Source organism: Actinocorallia populi (assembly GCF_002995495.1).
In the GTDB taxonomy this organism is placed as follows: Bacteria; Actinomycetota; Actinomycetes; order Streptosporangiales; family Streptosporangiaceae; genus Actinocorallia; species Actinocorallia populi.
Genome location: NZ_PVZV01000010.1, coordinates 282,539 through 297,923 on the forward strand (window position 1 = coordinate 282,539; position 15,385 = coordinate 297,923).

Below are 15,385 nucleotides of genomic sequence, written 5' to 3' on the forward strand. Positions count from 1 at the left end.
CCGCCGGACCGGACATCCGACCCGGCGGAAAGGTTATCGCTCCTGTGTGCGAACGCGCCCCCGCCAACCCGCGACGGGAAGCCCGAACTTGGTCACCAGCCGGTCGGTGAACGGGGTGAGGTGCAGCCGCGCCAGGCGCACCGGAACCTCGCTGCGCCGCACCTCGACCCGGGCCCCCGGCGGCAGGTCCACGGTCCTGCGCCCGTCACACCACAGTACGGCCCCCTCGTTCTCCTGGGTCACCTCGACGGCGACCGTGGAGGTCGGGGAGACCACCAGCGGCCGGGCGAACAGGGCGTGCGCGCTGATCGGCACCACCAGCATCGCCTCGACCTCCGGCCACACCACGGGGCCGCCCGCCGAGAAGGCGTAGGCGGTGGACCCGGTCGGGGTGGCGACCACCACCCCGTCGCAGCCCCAGTGCGACAGCGGGCGCCCGTCGATGCCGACGACGAGCTGCAGCAGCCGCTCCCGCGCCACCTTCTCCACCGAGGCCTCGTTCAGCGCCCAGGTGCGGTGGTCGGTGCCGTTGTGGCGCACCAGGACGTCGATCGCCATGCGCTCCTCGACGTCGTACTCGCCGGCGACGACCCGCGCCGCGACCGCCGCCAGATCGGCCCGCTCGGCCTCGGCCAGGAACCCGACGTGGCCCAGGTTGACGCCCAGCACCGGGGTGCCGGTCTCGCGGGTCAGCTCGGCGGCGCGCAGCAGGGTGCCGTCACCGCCCAGCACGATCACCAGCTCGGCGCCCTCGCCGGCCGCCCGGTCGGCCGGGCAGGCCTCGGCCCTGGCGCAGCCGATGTCCTCGGCCTCCTCCTCCAGCACCCGCACGCCGATCCCGGCGTCCTCCAGCTGCCGGATCACCAGCCGGGCGCTGGTGACCGCGCCGGGCCTGCCGGTGTGCGCCATGATCAGCACGGTGCGGGTCATCGGGGTCCCTCCGCCACCGCCCGTTCCAGGTCCTCCTCGGCCAGCGGTGGAGCACCCGCCCGCAGCCACAGGAAGTACTCGACGTTGCCCGACGGGCCCGGAAGCGGGCTGGCCGCCACGCCCAGGACGCCGAGCCCGAGGGTCGCCGCGTACGCCGCGACCCCGCGCACGGCCTCCTTGCGCAGCTCCGGATCGCGGACGACCCCGCCCGCGCCGACGCGCTCCCTGCCCACCTCGAACTGGGGCTTGACCATCATCGCGTAGTCGGCGCCGGGCGAGACGCACGCCCGGATCGGCGCCAGGACCTTGGTCAGGGAGATGAACGACAGGTCGCCGACGACGAGCTCGGGCGGCTCGCCGACGTGCTCGGGCGTCATGTCCCTGATGTTGAGCCGCTCGACCACGGTGACCCGCTCGTCGGTGCGCAGCGACCAGGCGATCTGCCCGTAGCCGACGTCGACCGCCACCACGTGCGCGGCGCCCGCGCGCAGCAGCACGTCGGTGAAGCCGCCGGTGGAGGCGCCCGCGTCCAGGCAGCGCCGCCCCTCGACCTTCAGCCCGGCGAAGGCCTCCAGCGCCCCGGCGAGCTTGTGGCCGCCCCGGGAGACGTACTCGGGCCCGTCGTCGTGCTGTTCGACCACCACCGCCGCGGACGTCTCGACCTGGGTGGCGGCCTTGGCGGCGACCTGGCCGCCGACCTTCACCCGCCCCTCGGCGATCAGCTGTCCGGCGTGTTCGCGGGAGCGGGCGAGCTTGCGCCGGACCAGCTCGGCGTCGAGCCTGCGGCGGCTCATCCGGCCGGCCGCCCGTCGCGGGCCGGTCCGTCGGTGTCGGCGAGGACCTCCTGCAGGCCGAGATGCACCCGCTCGAAGACCGCGACATGCCCGGCGACCGGCGTCCCCGGCAGCGTGCCGAGGACGGCCAGCACGGCGTCGACCCGCTCGTCCCCGGTGGACCCTGGCTCCATCTCCCCGCCCATCACACTCGACGATCACTCTGCCCGTGCAGACCGGGCGTCCCAGGAGGATTCGATGTTCCCGGCGTGCCGCGGTTCGCGTGCGGCACACGAAGAACGCTACCGTCCTGTGACGACGATGATGTCGGATGATGTCGACGGAACGGGGAATGGGCCTGTCATGGCGACGGTGGAGGAGTGTGAGGCCGCCCTGGCCGACCTCGTGTCCCGTCTCGACGAGGTCGATCCGGGCAAGTGGGCCGAACACGCGGTCGACCGCACGATCAGCTGCCACATCAGCGACCTGGACGTGTCCTACGCCAGCCGGCTCAGCAAGGACGGCGTGGCGCCCTTCAGCCCCACCGGCGACCCGAGGTCCGCGCAGGTGCGCCTGACGATCGCCGCCCGCGACCTGGTCGACCTCGCCGCCGACCGCCTCAGCCCCACCAAGGCCTGGGCCACCGGCAGGCTCCGGATCGAGGCCAGCGTCCTGGACCTGCTGCGGCTGCGCAAGGTCCTGTGACCCCCGCCCCGTGATCTTCCCGTTGACAATTCCGGGGGAGAACTGTTTCATGACCTCCGTGTCCGCGTGACACCGGCCAGAGAGCAGTGGGCAGGCCGGTGATCGGGCGGCGCCTGAAACGAAGGAGCCGAGCCATGGGCATCCCCTCCTCGCGCATCTGACGCCCGCCGTCCCGTACGGCCCCCCTTTTCTCCGCAAGCGGTCCTCCGCTTCGCCGTGCGTTCTCGCCTTCACGGCCTTTCGTCTTCCGCGTTCTTCGCGACCCTTCTTCTCCCCTGGAGTTTCGAACACCCATGCCTTCGTCCTTCAACGACGCGATCATCGAGGAGTTCCGCGCCAACGGCGGCCGGGTCGGCGGCCCCTTCGAGGGCGGCGACCTCCTGCTGCTGACCACCACCGGCGCCCGGTCCGGCCGCGAGCACACCGTTCCCCTCGGCTACGTGCGCGACGGCGCGGACCTGCTCGTCGTGGGTTCCGCCGGAGGCTCCGACCGCCACCCCGCCTGGTACCGCAACCTGCTCGCCCATCCCATGGTCCGCGTCGAGATCGGTGCCGAGACGTACGGCGCCATCGCCGTCCCCGCCGAGGGCGCACGGCGGGAGGCCCTCTTCACCAAGGCCGTCGAGGCGGCCCCCGGCTACGCCGACTACCAGAAGCAGACGTCCCGCACCATCCCGGTCGTCATGCTCCAGCGCTCGGAGCCCGAGGCGGATGCTCCCCCGCCCGCCGACCTGGCCGGCAAGCTGCTGGAGGTGCACACCTGGCTGCGCTCGCAGCTCCAGCACGTGCGGGCCGAGGCCGACGCCTACTTCTCCGATCGGGAGCGCGGCGGTCCCGGCGCTCCCCCGGCCCTGGGCCTCCAGCTGCGCCAGCACTGCCTGGCCTTCTGCGAGTCCCTGAAGTTCCACCACACCAGCGAGGACGACCACCTCTTCCCCGCGCTCGAGAGCCACCACCCCCGCCTGCGCGAAGCGCTCGCCCGGCTCCGCGAGGAGCACGTGACGGTCGCCCGCATCCAGGCGGAGCTCCTCGCCCTGCTGGAAGGCGTCTCCACCGCCGATCCGGAGCGCTTCCGCGCCGAGTTGAAGCGCATGTCCGAAGAGCTCCAGGCCCACCTGGACTACGAGGAGGAGTCCCTGCTACCCGCTCTGGCCGAGATCCCCCTCCCGCCGGCCCCCGCCTGAGCCACGCCCCCGCGAACCGCCCCGTCCGCGCCACGGACGGGGCGGTTCGCCCGTTCCATACCTGCAAATTCGATCAAGCATGTGCTAACTTTTGTTTGCATGTACGAGGACACGTCGTGAGCCGATCCGGCCCGAGCGGAGACGAACTGCTGCGCGTGCTGAGCACGCTGGCCAACCCGCACCGGCTGCGGGTACTGGCGGAGCTGGCCAGGGAGGACGACTACGTGAGCCGGCTGGCGCGGCGGCTGGGGATCAGCAGGCCCCTGCTCCAGGTCCACCTGCGCAAGCTGGAGGCAGCGGGCCTGGTGACCGCGCGGACGGAGTTGTCGGACGACGGCAAGGCGCTGAGGTACTACGAGGTCAACCCGTTCGCGATCGAGCTCACACCGCAGGCCGTCGAGGCCGCGGTGCGCACGCTGACCGTTCCCGGGGACGAGACGAAAGGATCAGGCTGATGGACGGGCACGAACTGGCGGAGGTCGCCGGTGCTGTGGGCATCTTCGCCTTCATCACCACGGTGATCACCGTGATCATCCTGCAGGTCGGGGCGACGGTCCGCGCCCGCGCGGTGCTGGCCCGCGAGGACGAGTACCGCAAGCTCGCCGAGGCCGCCGCGACGGCCCGGCAGGACACCGACAGGCGGCTCACCGAGATCGACGGCCGGCTCGCCTCGCTGGACGAGCGGATGCGTTCCCTGGACCGGGTGCTGCGCACCGTCGAATGACCCGGTGAACGTCCCGGGCCGCCGAGCGGCAACTCGGCGGCCCGGATGAAGAAACGCCATCCCGCCCCGTGGGGCGGGCTCTCACAGAACGCCCCTTCAGGGAAAGGACAGCAGTTCGTGCTGCCTGAACGCAAATCCCCCCTCGGCCCGCTGGTGGAGCGGATCGCCGGCTGGTCCGTACGGCACCGGGCGGCGGCGATCACCGGCTGGCTCGCCCTGGTGGCCGTCTCCGTGCTGGCGGGCCCGCTGCTCGGCCTGGCACCGGTGAACAGCACCGATCCCGGCGAGTCCGGCCGGGCCGACCGCGTCCTCGACGCGCAGACCGCCTACGTCCCGTCACAGGAGAACGTCCTCGTCCAGCCCCGCGGCGACGGCCCCGGACCGGCCGTCGCGGGCTCCCCCGCCCGGCGCGCCGTCGAGGAGCTGACCGCGGGCCTGCGGTCGCTGCCCGGCGCGGTCACCGCGCTGCGCTCGCCGCTGGAGGAGGACGGCCTCCTGTCCTCCGACGGCCGCTCCGCCCTGGTCAACTTCCAGATCGCCGGGCCCCATGAGGAGTTCTCGGCCCACTACGACGCGATCCGCTCGGAGGTCGGGCGGGTCGCCGCGCTCCACCCGGACGTCCGGGTCGCGCAGGCCGGGGACAAGAGCCTGTCCGACGCGGTGAACGAGGGCATCAAGGACGACATGAAGCGCGCGGAGTTCTTCTCCCTGCCGCTCACCGTCGTCATCCTCCTCGTGGTGTTCGGCTCGCTCATCGCCGCCGGAATCCCGCTCCTGCTGGCGATCACCAGCGTGCTCGGCGCGTTCGGCCTGCTCCAGGTGGCCGCGCACTGGGTCCCGGTCAACAGCGCGGCCTCCTCCATCGTCCTGCTGATCGGCGTCGCGGTCGGCATCGACTACTCGCTCTTCTACCTGCGCCGCTCCCGCGAGGAGAGGGCGGCCGGACGCGGCGTCGTGGAAGCCCTCGAGATCACCGCGCGGACGTCCGGGCACGTCGTGGTCCTGTCCGGGCTCACCGTGATGGTGTGCCTCACGGGCCTGCTGTTCACCGGCCTGGACAACTTCAAGGGCCTGACCGCCGGGACGCTCCTCGTCGTCGGCATGGCGATGGTCGGCTCGGTCACCGTCCTGCCCGCGCTGCTGGCGGCGCTCGGCCCGCGGGTCGACCGGGCGCGGCTGCCCTTCCTGGGCCGCCGCGCCGAGGCCGGAAAGTCCCGTTTCTGGACGGCCGTGGCGGGCTTCGTGGTCCGCCGCCCGCTCTGGTCCGGCGGCCTGGCGGTCCTCGCGCTGGTCGTGATGACCGTCCCGGCGTTCGGCATGCGGCTCCAGGACGCCGCCGTCACCGACAGCCTCCCCCGGACGGTTCCCGTGGTGGACGCGGCGCTGCGCATGCAGGAGGCCTTCCCCGGAACCCCGTCTCCCGCCTGGGTCGTCCTGTGGGAGAAGCGGCCCGGCGCGCTGGACGAGCCCGGCGTCCGGCGGGCGGTGGACGAGCTGGGGCCGATCTCCACGGCCCGCGCCGGCCGGGTCCTGGTCGCCCGCGTGCCGCTCGCGCACTTCGGCACCGGCGAGACCGCCGACCGCTCCCTCGAGGACCTGCGGGCCCGAAAGGCACCCGCCGCGCTCGGCCCCCTGGACGGCGTCGACTACGCGGTCTCCGGCAAGACCGCCTTCGCGCGCGACTTCACCGAGCGGATCACCGAACGCTCCCCGCTGGTCGTCGGCTTCGTCCTCGCCCTGGCGTTCGTGCTGCTGGCCTCCTCGTTCCGCTCTCCGGCGATCGCGCTGATGTCGATCGTCCTCAACCTGCTGTCCCTGGGCGCGGCGTACGGCGTCCTCACCTGGGTCTTCCAGGACGGCCACTTCGGCTCCGTGCTCGGATTCACCCCCTACGGCGGGGTGATCGGCTGGCTGCCCCTGTTCATGTTCGTGATCCTCTTCGGGCTGAGCATGGACTACCACCTGTTCGTCCTCAGCCGCGTCCGCGAGCACCGAGCGGCGGGAGCGCCGGTGAAGGAGGCGATCGTGGCGGGCATCGGCACCGGCTCCGGGGTCGTGACCAGCGCCGCGACCGTCATGGTCGCCGCCTTCAGCGTCTTCGCGGTGCTGTCGGCGATCGAGTACAAGATGATGGGCGTCGGCCTCTCGGCCGCCATCCTGCTCGACGCCACCCTCATCCGCGGGGTGCTGCTGCCCGCCGCGCTCACCCTGCTCGGCGACCGCCTGTGGCCCGTCCCGGCGACCGCCCGCCGCCCGGAGGCGCAACCGGTGGCCTCCTAGCCCAGCCGGAGACCGGCGAGAGCCGGCTCGACCGCCTCGCGGGGAGCCGGCGCCTCGTCGCGCCAGGCGGCGGCGGCCAGGGCGTACAGGCCGTGCCAGGGGTTCCCGCCGCCGCTGAGCCGCACCGCGGGACCGTCCCAGGCGGCCGACCAGCCGCCGCACGTGTGGACGCCGGCCCGCTCCTCGACCGGGGGGTGCTCGACGAGCAGGCCGGTCAGGTCGGGCGCCAGGTAGGTGGGGCGGTGGTGCGGCGGGGCCGTCAGGGCCATCAGGGGGTCGCTCACGCCGGTGAAGACCAGGAGGCTGTCGGCGCCGCCGTTGTGGGCGCCCTCGATGTCGGTGTCGAGGCGGTCGCCGACGATCAGGGGGCGTTCGGCGCCCGTGCGCAGGATGCTCTCGCGGTGCAGGGGCGTCTCGGGCTTGCCGGTGACGATCGGGGCGACGCCGGTGGCGTACCTGATCACCTGGGAGAGCGAGCCGTTGCCGGGCTTGGGCGGCCCGGAGGGGGCCGGGACGGTGAAGTCGCCGTTGGAGGCGACGAACAGCGCACCGTTCCGGACGGCCTGGGCGCCCTCGGCGATCAGGCCGTACCCCAGGTTCGGCGAGAACCCCTGGACGACGGCCTCCGGGCGCTCGGCCGCCGTCGAGACGGGCGTCAGGCCCTGCGCGTACAGCGCGTGCCGCAGAGCGGTGTCGCCGACCACCAGCACCCTCGCCCCGGCCGGGAGGCGTTCGGCGAGCAGCCGGGCGGCGGCCTGCGCGGAGGTCACCACGTCCTCGGCCGTGGCCGGGACGCCCAGGCTCGTCAGCAGCCCCGCGACGGCGCTGGGCGTCCGTGACGCGTTGTTCGTCACATAGGCCAGCCGCATCCCCTGGGCCCGCGCCTTGGCCAGGGAATCGGCGGCGTTCTCCACCGGACGGCGGCCTCGGTAGACGACCCCGTCCAGGTCCAGCAGCGCCACGTCGTAGGCGTCGATCAGCATTCGTCATCTCCGGGAGTCGAGGGTGGCTCGGGCATGCCGCAACGCTGAGGCGTAGTCCCGGTTCTCCGGCCGCATCGCCGCGGCCAGCGCCAGGTGCTCCACCGCGGCCTCGAACTCGCCCATCCGGCTCAGCGCCAGGCCCAGCCCGAACCGGGCGTAGTCCTCCGCCGGATTCTCCTCGATGATCGACTGGAAGCTCTCGGCGGCCTCGGCGTAGTGCCGCGCCCCCAGCAGCGCCCGCCCCAGCGCCTCCCGGAGGCTGGGGGAATGCGGTTCCGCCTCCACCGCCCTGGCCAGCAACTGCGCGGCCGCCGCCGGGCTTCCCGAGTCCAGCAGCCGCATACCGCGCGAATAAAGGTCGTAGACGTCCGGCGGGGTCTCCTTCGGCTCATCTGAATCTTGAACCAAAGCGTGCACCTCCCATACACCTCCATCCCTACTATGCCCCGGCACCGAACACACCGATCCTTCGCTCGTACCGCGAAACGATGATCTCCAAGGCCGTTCACCGGTAGCCTGACGCGATTTCCACCGAGCAGACCGGGGTTCCTCATGGCCGTTCCGCGCCGCGCGTCTTCGACACGCGCCCTTGTTCTCCTGGCCGTGGCCGCCCTGGGCGCCGCCTCGCTCCCGCTGCACGCCTCGGCCGCTCCGGCGAAGTGGCGGATCGAGGGCACCCGCGGCGCCGAGATCAAGGTCCCGGGCGGCTGGAAGACCAACGACTTCGGCTGCCTCATGAGCGACGCCCCCAGCGTGGTCAGGTCTTCGGGCCCCGAACTGGCGTGCTACACCCCCGAGTCGCCGCGCAAGGAACTGGCCATCCTCGACTACGAGGAGTCCCAGCCGGAAGGCGTGCGGCTCACCGGCACCCCCGCCGAGGTCACCGTGTCGGGGAGGAAGGGCAGCCGGCTGGAGGAGAGGCTTCCCGACGGCCGTTACGCCGGTTACGTCAAGGTCCCGTCCGCCGCTCTGGTCCTGACCGTCCGCACCCTCAGCCGATCCAGGACCACCCGCATCCTCGACACCCTCCGCTTCGTCAGAACCGACGCGAACGGCTGTCCCTCCGACAGCCGCCGCGCCCCGCAACGGCCCGGCGGGGTGAAGGGCTCCACCCTGGCCCCCGTCTCTCCGGTCTCCGTCTCGGTCTGCCACTACGGCGGCGGCATGTTCGACGACGACCGCAAGGCCGTCAAGAAGCACGGCCTCCCCATCGACGCCTCCTACCGTCTGAGCGGCGCCGAGGCCAGGCGCCTGGCCTCGGCGCTCAACAAGGCACGGCGCGGCGGCAACAAGGACGTCCCGGCCTCCCAGTGCTCGGGGGGCGCCGCCCCGTATCCCGACGTCGTCCTCCGTTTCAAGGACCGTTCCGGTCGGCGCAGCACCCTCTTCGTCACCTTCCAGTCCTGCAAGAAGCGCGGTATCGACAACGGCGCCCGCAAAGGCCGGATCACCGAGAAGCTCCTCGACAAGATCATGGACCCCCTGCACGTGGGTTACGGCTACTCGCGGTTGTGACGGAACCCGGGAATCACCCGGGCCCGTCCAGGACTTGAACCGAACGTGAGTACTTCGTCTGCAGGCCGGTCCGTACGATCTCCCGACATGGACCGCATCGACCAGCGCGGGGGGCTGGAACTCCTCCCCTTCTCCGGCGTCCGCTTCTCCCCTTCGGCCGTCGGGAACCTGGAGGCGGTCACCTGCCCGCCGTACGACCTCATCGACGAGGAGGACCTGGGGCGGCTGCGGGCGGGCGCGTCCCACAACATCGTGCAGATCACCCTGCCCGGCGGCGGCTACGAGGCGGCAGGGCGGACCCTGCGCGAGTGGCTCGCCGACGGGACGCTGATCACCGACGGCTCGCCCGCCCTGTACGTCTACGAGATGGGCGGGCCCCGGTTCCTGCAGCGCGGCCTGATCGGCTGCGTGGGGCTGCGGGACGAGTCCGAGGGGGTGATCCTGCCGCACGAGAACGTCTACCCGGGCCCCGTGCGCGACCGGCTCGCCCTGCTGGAGGCCACCCGCGCCAACCTGGAGCCGATCTTCCTGACCTACGAGGGCGACGGGCCGGCCAGCGACCTGGTCGACCGGGTCGCCGACGGCTCCGCGCCCGTACTGGAGATCGTCTCCGGGGACGGGACCCGGCACCGGTTGTGGCGGCTGGAGGACGACGGGACCGTCGCGGCCGACCTGCGCGACCGCCGGGCACTGATCGCCGACGGCCACCACCGCTACGCCGCGTACCGGGAGTACCAGGCCCGCCGGGACGGTCCGGGCCCGTGGGACCACGGGCTGGCCCTCCTGGTCGACTCCCTGCGCTATCCCCCGCACCTGGGCGCCATCCACCGCGTCCTGCCGGACCTCGACCCGCAGGAGGCCGTCACGCGGGCCGCCGAGGCCTTCCGGGTCACGCCGCTGGAGGGCGGCCTCGCCAAGGGGCTGGCCGCCCTGGAGGCCTCCCCGGACGGGCTGCTGATCGCGGGTTCGGGGTGCCGCCTGTGGCTGCTCACCGACCCCGATCCCGTCCGGCTGGCCGCGGACCTGCCCGCCGACCGCTCCGAGCGCTGGCGTTCGCTCAACACCGCGGTCCTGGACGGGCTCCTGATCGACGGCCTGTGGAAGATCGTCCCGGACGAGCACAACGTCCAGGTCGTGCACGACGACCCGGCGCACGCGGTCGCCCGCGCGAGCCGCACGGAGGGGACGGCGGTGATCCTCGGCCCGCTGACGGTCCCGGAGGTGATGGCGCTGGCCGCCGGCGGGGAGCGGGTGCCCAGGAAGTCGACGTCGTTCGGGCCCAAGCCGCGCACCGGGCTGGTCATGCGGCTGATCTGAGGCCCGCCGCCTTTACGTTGTAGATCATTAATGGCGGGTTAGGGTGTGGGCATGGCGAACCTGATCACGCCGCTCGGCGACGACGTCTACGAGATCGACACCCAGATGGCCGGTTTCCAGGGCATCACCGCCGGCTACCTGATCCTCGGCGACCGGCCCTGCCTCATCGAACCGGGCACCTCCGGATCCGCCCCCGTCGTCCGGGAGGCGCTGTCCTCCCTGGGCGTGTCGGCGGACGACCTGGCCTCGGTGGTCGTCACCCACATCCACCTCGACCACGCCGGCGGCGTCGGCGACATCGCCGCCCTCTACCCGTCCGCCGAGGTCGTCGTCCACGAGAAGGGCGCCCGCCACCTCGTCTCGCCCGAACGGCTCGTGCGCAGCGCCCGCATGGTCTTCGGCGACATGTTCGACGCCCTCTTCGGCGAGCTGAAGCCCACCGACGCCGCCCGCATCACCTCCGTGGAGGACACCGGGGTGGTCGACCTGGGCGGCGGCCGGCGGCTGGAGACCTACTACTCCCCAGGCCACGCCCGCCACCACGTCGGCCTGCTCGACTCCCTCACCGGCGACCTGTACGTCGGGGACGCCGCGGGCATCTACATCCCCGAGACCGCCGAGGTCCGCCCCGCCACGCCCCCGCCGGACTTCGACCTGGAGACGGCGCTCGCCTCCCTCGACCGCTTCCGGGAGCTCCGGCCCACCCGGCTGCTGTTCGCCCACTACGGCCCCGTGACGGACGTCCCCCTCACCCTCGACCGCTCCGAGGAGGAGCTGCGGCTGTGGGTCGAGACCGTCCGGCAGGCCCACGACGCCGGGATGGACGTCGACCACGCCGTCGCCATGGTCTCCGAGCGCACCGCCGGGCGGTACCGCTCCTACGAGGACCCCGAGCTGCGGGAGAAGTACGAGGTCCTCAACAGCACGTCGAGCAACGTGGCCGGGATCATGCACTCGCTCAGGACCTGACCGCGAGGCCGCGGCCTGCACATCCCTTCCCAGGAAATGGGACATCGCCGTGTTCTTCCAGGAAGAACACGAGGCAGGAACCGGAGGTAGTGCCGCCGAACCGTTCCGGAGCGATGATGAACCTGGGCATCAGCGTCCTCTTCAGGGCCATTCCGCTGGCCATGGGTGCCGTCTGCCTCGCGTTCGGCCTCTACCTGCTCCGCGTCGACGACCCCGTGCACTTCGTCGCCGGGCATGTCAACATCGCGCTGGCCGGCATCTGCTACGCGCTGTTCACCACCGCCGCGACGATCATCCGGCAGCTGATCGAGCGCTACGACACCCTCTGGCGCTTCCTGCTCCCGGCGTCCGGCTACCTGGTGGCCCTGCTCACCGTCATCTGGGGCATCGTCCTCGTCCGCCGGGGCCACGCGCCTGAGGACGACCTCGCCGGCCACGTGGTGCTCGGCGTCGGGCTCATCTCCGCCTGCGTCAGCACCGTGGCCACCTCCTCCACCTACTTCACCTTCATCTCGCGCAACGCCTCCCAAGGGCCCGAGGCGGGAGCGCCCGACGAGGTGTACTCGGCGGCGACCGGACGGGTCCTCATCGCCATCCCGTTCGTCTGCGGCCTCATCGAGGTCGTCCTGGCGATCGCGTTGTGGACCGGGGGCGGCAGCGCCTCCTGGACCGCCGGCCACGTGGTGTTCGGCCTGGGCATGATCTGCCTGAGCCTGGTCTCCCTGGTGGCCAGCATCGTCCGCCAGGTCCGCAACGGCTTCGGCGAGCCCGAGCGCTACCGGTGGAGCGCGATGGTCGTCGCGCTCGGCACGGTCAACATCCTGCTCGGCCTGGGGGTGCTGCTCTTCTCGGACTCCCCCGCCCGCATCGCGCCCGGCTGCGTCCTCATCGGCCTCGGCCTGATCTGCTACAGCATCCTGTCCAAGGCGCTGCTGCTGGCACTGGTCTGGCGGCGCCAGGCGCCCCTGGCCAACCGCATTCCCCTCCTGCCGATCATCACCGCCCTCACCTGCCTGTTCTTCTCCGCCTTCCTCGCCGAGGCCGCCGACACCGACACGTCCTTCTTCGTCGCCGCACGGGTCCTGGTCGGCCTCGGCGCCGTCTGCTTCACCCTCTTCTCGATCGTCTCCATCCTCGAGGCCGGGACCTCGGGCTGAGCGCTCAGGACCGGAACGGGCCGCTCACCTCGTAGGTCACCCCGCCGTTGCCGAGGATGACGCCGCTGCTGCCCCGCTGGGAGGAGAAGTACAGCCGCCTCCCGTCCGGGGAGAAGGCCGGGCCGGTGATCTCCGAGTCGGGGTGCCCCTCGATCTGCAGGAACGGGGCGACGACTCCCTCGGGGGTGATCAGATTGATCTGCATGTCGTCGCCGTCCTCGGCGATGTACAGGTCGCCGCCGGGAGTGCCGGTGATGTTGTCGACGCCCTTCAGCGTGGCCGCCCCGCCCTCGACGAGGTCGTCGTCGTACGCGATGCCGAGGACCTCGTTCGCCGCGTCGTAGGACCACACGCGGTTGTCGCCCTTGGTGGTGAAGTAGCAGACGCCGTCGCCGTAGTGGCAGCCCTCGCCGCCGGTGAACCGCATCGCCCCGGGCACCTGGTCGCGGGTGGGGGTCAGCCACCGCTGCGGCTGGGGGACCCGCTCCCAGCGGACCTTCCCCGGACCCGAGCCGACCAGCACCTCCAGCGTCCCCGACGACAGGTCGCCCCAGGTGCTCGGGACGAAGCGGTAGAAGCAGCCGTCGGAGCGGTCCTCGGTGAGGTAGACGACCTTCCGGTCCGGGTCGCAGGCCGCCGCCTCGTGCTTGAACCGGCCGAGCGCGGGCCGCTTCCGCGCGGCGTTCTTCCCGTACGGGTCGGTCTCGTAGACGCAGCCGTAGTCGTACTCCTCGCACGACAGCCACGTCCCCCACGGCGTCGCCCCGCCCGCGCAGTTGATCTGCGTCATGGACAGCGTCCGGTAGGCGTCGAGGATCGTCCCGTCGGCCGCGAAGCGCACCGCCGAGACCCCGCCCACGAGCGGCACCTCGGAGTTGCTCACGTAGATCCACCCGTCCCCGTCGGGGAAGCAGGCTCCTCCGTCGGGCGCCGCATGCCACATGTAACCGGTGTCGGCGACCTCCTGCATCGACCGCGCGACCACCCGGCTGACGAACCCCTGGGGCAACCGCAACCCGTTCGCGTCCACCGGCCCCAGCGGCCCGTACGGACCCGCCCCCGGCTGCGCCGGACCCGCGAAGGCGCTCTGCCACAACCCTCCCGCGAAGGCTGTCGCACCCGTCCCCACCACAGCAGCCCGCAGAAAGTTCCGCCGTCCCACACCGCGCATAGCGTCCACTCCTCCTCGAGTACCACCGAACGCCGTGCAGTCGATCATCCGATCCCCCGCCAGACCACAACAGCCCCGTGAATATGACGCGAACACCCCGCCCAGTCAAGACCCGAACTTTCCTCACCTAACACCTTTTCCCGGCTTGATGTCGCCGAAGACCGCCAGGGCCCGAGGACCGATTCCGGGCTTGGCGTCGCCGAAGACCACCGCGGCTCGCGGGCCGGTCCGCCGGCCGGGGCCGGCGCGTCCTCGCCGTCGGCGGCGGCGCGCGGGAGTCGAGGGCCGGGGGGTGGCGGCGGGGGACCGTGGGAAAAGAAGAAGGCCCGCACTGGGCGGGCCTTCTCGTCAGTCGGTTTCTTCGGGGTCGGGTTCCTCCAGGTCGGGGAGGCTGTCCGGCGGCGGCTGGAAGGACAGGGTCAGCGGAGACTCCGGCTCGCGGGGCCCGGGCTCGGCGGCCTCGGGTTCGAGGGCCTCCGGCTCGGCGGGCTCCAGGTCGGACGCCAGGCCGGGCTCGGGAGCCTCCTCGGCGGTCTCCGGGTCGACCGTGTCGATGATCTCCAGGCCGTCGAGTTCGGCGTAGCGCTCGGTGGCGTCGGTCTCCTCGTCGCGGTCGGCGGCGGCCGAGCGGAGGAACCAGTCCTTGGCCTCCTCTTCACGGCCGGCGGCGACGAGGGCGTCGGCGTAGGCGTAGAAGAGGCGGGCGGACCAGGGGCGAAGACGCCGGTCCTTCAGCTCGGGGATCTGCAGGGCGACGACCGCCGCGTCGAACTGGCCGAGGTCGCGGCGGGCTCCGGACTCCACGATCTGGAGTTCGATCCGCTCCTCCTTGGGCAGCGAGCCCGCCTCCTTGGAGCGGGTGATGTCCAGGGCACGTTCGGGGCGGCCGAGGCCCCGCTCGCAGTCGGCGAGGATCGAGAGGTAGAGGTCCTCGCGGCCGGGCAGGCGGCGGGCGGCGCGCAGTTCCGACAGCGCCTCCGACCAGGCTCCCGCGTGGTAGGCGGTGAGCCCGCAGGCCTCGCGGACGACTCCGACCCGGCTGGCCAGGCGGCGCGCCGTCTTGGCGTGCCGGTAGGCGAGGTCGGCGTCCTCCTCGACCAGCTGCCCCGCGGCGACCAGGTGGCGGGCGACCAGCGCCGCCAGGTCCTTCGGCAGCGTCCGCAGTTCCTCACGCGCCTCGACGTCCAGCTCCTCGCCGGTGATCCCCTCGGGGATCACCGGGTCGTCGTAGGACGTGCGCTGCGGGTCCCGGTCCTCCCTGGCCCCGTACCCGCCCCGCTGGAGCCGCTCCTCACGCCGCTCCCCGAACCGGTCCTCGGCAGGCCGCCGCTCCTCCCCACGGAAGTCACGACGCTCACCGGACCGCCCGCGGTCATCCTTACGGAACTCGCGACGCTCACCCGACTGCGGCCGGTCATCACGCCTGAACTCACGGCGCTCACCCGACTGGGGACGGTCATCACGACGGCCGAACCCGCGGTCATCCTTACGGAAGTCCCGACGCTCACCCGACTGGGGACGATCGTCACGACGCCCGAACCCGCGGTCATCCTTACGGAAGTCCCGACGCTCACCGGACTGCGGACGGTCATCGCGACGGCCGAACCCGCGGTCATCCTTACGGAAGTCCCGACGCTCACCGGACTGCGGACGGTCATCGCGACGGCCGAACCCGCG

16 protein-coding genes are annotated in these 15,385 nt (G+C 72.3%); 9 read left to right on the top strand and 7 right to left on the bottom strand.

Annotated elements, in window-relative coordinates:
• Positions 1-33: 33 nt before the first annotated feature.
• From C2865_RS34195 to C2865_RS40340, 3 genes are read right to left on the bottom strand one after another with little or no spacing between them, the layout of a single operon-like run.
• Positions 34-930, bottom strand: coding sequence for an NAD kinase (locus C2865_RS34195; protein WP_106402778.1), 897 nt, complete (start codon positions 928-930; stop codon positions 34-36).
• Positions 927-1,724, bottom strand: a complete 798-nt coding sequence (locus C2865_RS34200) for a TlyA family RNA methyltransferase (protein WP_106402779.1) — start codon at positions 1,722-1,724, stop codon at positions 927-929. The genes C2865_RS34195 and C2865_RS34200 overlap by 4 nt, the downstream gene beginning before the upstream one ends.
• Positions 1,721-1,897: a hypothetical protein gene (locus tag C2865_RS40340; RefSeq protein ID WP_198653799.1), complete on the bottom strand. Its 177-nt coding sequence runs from the start codon at positions 1,895-1,897 to the stop codon at positions 1,721-1,723. The genes C2865_RS34200 and C2865_RS40340 overlap by 4 nt, the downstream gene beginning before the upstream one ends.
• A 169-nt stretch (positions 1,898-2,066) precedes the next feature.
• Between C2865_RS40340 and C2865_RS34210 the strand changes: the two genes are divergently transcribed.
• From C2865_RS34210 to C2865_RS34230, 5 genes are all read left to right on the top strand, one after another.
• Positions 2,067-2,408, top strand: coding sequence for an SCP2 sterol-binding domain-containing protein (locus C2865_RS34210; RefSeq protein ID WP_106402781.1), 342 nt, complete (start codon positions 2,067-2,069; stop codon positions 2,406-2,408).
• A gap of 293 nt (positions 2,409-2,701) precedes the next feature.
• Complete coding sequence (locus tag C2865_RS34215) at positions 2,702-3,592, top strand: nitroreductase/quinone reductase family protein (RefSeq protein ID WP_106402782.1); 891 nt, start codon at positions 2,702-2,704, stop codon at positions 3,590-3,592.
• Positions 3,593-3,708: 116 nt separating this feature from the next.
• Positions 3,709-4,047, top strand: a complete 339-nt coding sequence (locus C2865_RS34220) for an ArsR/SmtB family transcription factor (RefSeq protein WP_106402783.1) — start codon at positions 3,709-3,711, stop codon at positions 4,045-4,047.
• Entirely contained in the window at positions 4,047-4,316 is a 270-nt protein-coding gene (locus C2865_RS34225; protein ID WP_106402784.1) for a hypothetical protein, read from the top strand. The genes C2865_RS34220 and C2865_RS34225 overlap by 1 nt, the downstream gene beginning before the upstream one ends.
• A 117-nt stretch (positions 4,317-4,433) precedes the next feature.
• Positions 4,434-6,596 carry an MMPL family transporter gene (locus C2865_RS34230; protein ID WP_198653800.1) on the top strand — a complete coding sequence of 721 codons (2,163 nt, stop codon included), beginning with the start codon at positions 4,434-4,436 and terminating at the stop codon, positions 6,594-6,596.
• Here C2865_RS34230 and C2865_RS34235 read toward each other — a convergent pair.
• Together C2865_RS34235 and C2865_RS34240 are read right to left on the bottom strand one after the other, a co-directional pair.
• Positions 6,593-7,579: an HAD-IIA family hydrolase gene (locus C2865_RS34235; RefSeq protein ID WP_106402786.1), complete on the bottom strand. Its 987-nt coding sequence runs from the start codon at positions 7,577-7,579 to the stop codon at positions 6,593-6,595. The two genes, C2865_RS34230 and C2865_RS34235, sit on opposite strands and share 4 nt — an antisense overlap.
• A 3-nt stretch (positions 7,580-7,582) precedes the next feature.
• The gene (locus C2865_RS34240) at positions 7,583-7,996 is read right to left on the bottom strand and encodes a tetratricopeptide repeat protein (RefSeq protein ID WP_232835953.1); all 414 of its coding nucleotides are present in this window, start codon (positions 7,994-7,996) and stop codon (positions 7,583-7,585) included.
• Between the two features lie 186 nt (positions 7,997-8,182).
• Between C2865_RS34240 and C2865_RS34245 the strand changes: the two genes are divergently transcribed.
• From C2865_RS34245 to C2865_RS34260, 4 genes are all read left to right on the top strand, one after another.
• Positions 8,183-9,094: a hypothetical protein gene (locus C2865_RS34245; protein ID WP_106402787.1), complete on the top strand. Its 912-nt coding sequence runs from the start codon at positions 8,183-8,185 to the stop codon at positions 9,092-9,094.
• 87 nt (positions 9,095-9,181) lie between these two features.
• On the top strand, positions 9,182-10,411 hold the full coding sequence (locus C2865_RS34250; protein ID WP_106402788.1) for a DUF1015 family protein: 1,230 nt from the start codon (positions 9,182-9,184) through the stop codon (positions 10,409-10,411).
• A gap of 51 nt (positions 10,412-10,462) precedes the next feature.
• Positions 10,463-11,380 carry an MBL fold metallo-hydrolase gene (locus C2865_RS34255; protein WP_106402789.1) on the top strand — a complete coding sequence of 306 codons (918 nt, stop codon included), beginning with the start codon at positions 10,463-10,465 and terminating at the stop codon, positions 11,378-11,380.
• A 116-nt stretch (positions 11,381-11,496) separates the two neighbouring features.
• Entirely contained in the window at positions 11,497-12,537 is a 1,041-nt protein-coding gene (locus tag C2865_RS34260) for a DUF2776 family protein (RefSeq protein ID WP_106402815.1), read from the top strand.
• A gap of 4 nt (positions 12,538-12,541) precedes the next feature.
• Here C2865_RS34260 and C2865_RS34265 read toward each other — a convergent pair whose 3' ends face one another.
• Together C2865_RS34265 and C2865_RS34270 are read right to left on the bottom strand one after the other, a co-directional pair.
• Positions 12,542-13,708 (bottom strand): PhoX family protein, encoded by a 1,167-nt coding sequence (locus C2865_RS34265; protein ID WP_232835954.1) that lies wholly within the window; start codon positions 13,706-13,708, stop codon positions 12,542-12,544.
• 348 nt (positions 13,709-14,056) lie between these two features.
• Positions 14,057-14,926 carry a tetratricopeptide repeat protein gene (locus tag C2865_RS34270; protein WP_198653801.1) on the bottom strand — a complete coding sequence of 290 codons (870 nt, stop codon included), beginning with the start codon at positions 14,924-14,926 and terminating at the stop codon, positions 14,057-14,059.
• Between the last annotated feature and the right edge of the window lie 459 nt (positions 14,927-15,385).

Coding starts and splice junctions, on each gene's coding strand:
- C2865_RS34195 (WP_106402778.1), bottom strand. CDS start 930: ATGACCCGCACCGTGCTGATCATGGCGCACACCGGCAGGCCCGGCGCG.
- C2865_RS34200 (WP_106402779.1), bottom strand. CDS start 1,724: ATGAGCCGCCGCAGGCTCGACGCCGAGCTGGTCCGGCGCAAGCTCGCC.
- C2865_RS40340 (WP_198653799.1), bottom strand. CDS start 1,897: ATGGAGCCAGGGTCCACCGGGGACGAGCGGGTCGACGCCGTGCTGGCC.
- C2865_RS34210 (WP_106402781.1), top strand. CDS start 2,067: ATGGCGACGGTGGAGGAGTGTGAGGCCGCCCTGGCCGACCTCGTGTCC.
- C2865_RS34215 (WP_106402782.1), top strand. CDS start 2,702: ATGCCTTCGTCCTTCAACGACGCGATCATCGAGGAGTTCCGCGCCAAC.
- C2865_RS34225 (WP_106402784.1), top strand. CDS start 4,047: ATGGACGGGCACGAACTGGCGGAGGTCGCCGGTGCTGTGGGCATCTTC.
- C2865_RS34235 (WP_106402786.1), bottom strand. CDS start 7,579: ATGCTGATCGACGCCTACGACGTGGCGCTGCTGGACCTGGACGGGGTC.
- C2865_RS34250 (WP_106402788.1), top strand. CDS start 9,182: ATGGACCGCATCGACCAGCGCGGGGGGCTGGAACTCCTCCCCTTCTCC.
- C2865_RS34255 (WP_106402789.1), top strand. CDS start 10,463: ATGGCGAACCTGATCACGCCGCTCGGCGACGACGTCTACGAGATCGAC.
- C2865_RS34260 (WP_106402815.1), top strand. CDS start 11,497: ATGAACCTGGGCATCAGCGTCCTCTTCAGGGCCATTCCGCTGGCCATG.
- C2865_RS34265 (WP_232835954.1), bottom strand. CDS start 13,708: ATGCGCGGTGTGGGACGGCGGAACTTTCTGCGGGCTGCTGTGGTGGGG.